This is a genomic window from Microbispora sp. KK1-11 (assembly GCF_006874435.1).
Lineage (GTDB): Bacteria > Actinomycetota > Actinomycetes > Streptosporangiales > Streptosporangiaceae > Microbispora > Microbispora catharanthi.
This window is the reverse complement of the sequence record NZ_VIRJ01000106.1, coordinates 1-901: the sequence shown is the minus strand read 5'-3', so window position 1 is coordinate 901 and position 901 is coordinate 1. Positions and strand designations below refer to the sequence as shown.

The 901-nt window shown below is 69.4% G+C and carries 1 protein-coding gene; it reads left to right on the top strand.

Annotated elements, in window-relative coordinates:
* A partial coding sequence (locus tag FLW16_RS42920) for a PHB depolymerase family esterase (RefSeq protein ID WP_142566721.1) occupies nt 1–901 on the top strand: 901 nt, incomplete at both ends.

Here is a 901-nt window from a genome sequence, read left to right as displayed (position 1 = left end):
GGGGTCCGGCCCGCCGCGGCGGCGTCGCTGACCCGGGTGACCGGTTTCGGCAACAACCCGACGAACCTGAACATGTACCTCTACGTGCCCGACAGGGTCGCGGCACGGCCCGCGCTGCTGGTCCTGGTCCACTACTGCAGCGGATCGGCCAGCGCGATCTTCAACGGCAACGGGCACGACTACGTCACCGCCGCCGACCGCTACGGCTACATCATCGTGGTCCCCGAGGCCACCCGCAGCGGATCATGCTTCGACGTGTCCACCCCCGCCGCGCTCCGGCGCGACGGCGGCAGCGACTCCACCGGCATCATGTCGATGGTCGCCTACACCCGCCAGCGCTACAACGTCGACCCGGCCCGCATCGTGGTCAGCGGCTTTTCCTCCGGCGCGATGATGACCAACGTCCTGGCCGCCGAATACCCCGACGTGTTCTCGGCCGCCTCGGCCTTCTCCGGCGTCCCCGCCGGCTGCTTCGCCACCACCGACGGCTCGCTGTGGAACAGCCAGTGCTCCGGCGGGCAGCTCATCAAGACCGCCCAGCAGTGGGGCGACCAGGCCCGGGCCATGTACCCCGGCTACACCGGCCGCTACCCCCGCATGCAGCTGTGGCACGGCACCACCGACACCACGCTCGCCTACCCGAACTTCGGCGAAGAGATCAAGCAGTGGACCAACCTGAACGGGCTGAGCCAGACCCCCTCCTTCACCGACCACCCGCAGTCGTCGTGGACCCGCACCCGCTACGGCAACACCTCCACCCAGGCCACCGTCGAAGGCATCAGCATCTCCGGCGTCGGCCACCAACTGCCCATGAGCGGCCAGCTCGCCTACGCCATCTCCTTCCTCGGCCTCGACTCCACCACAACCCCCTCCCCCTCACCGTCAGCGACCCCGTCACCCA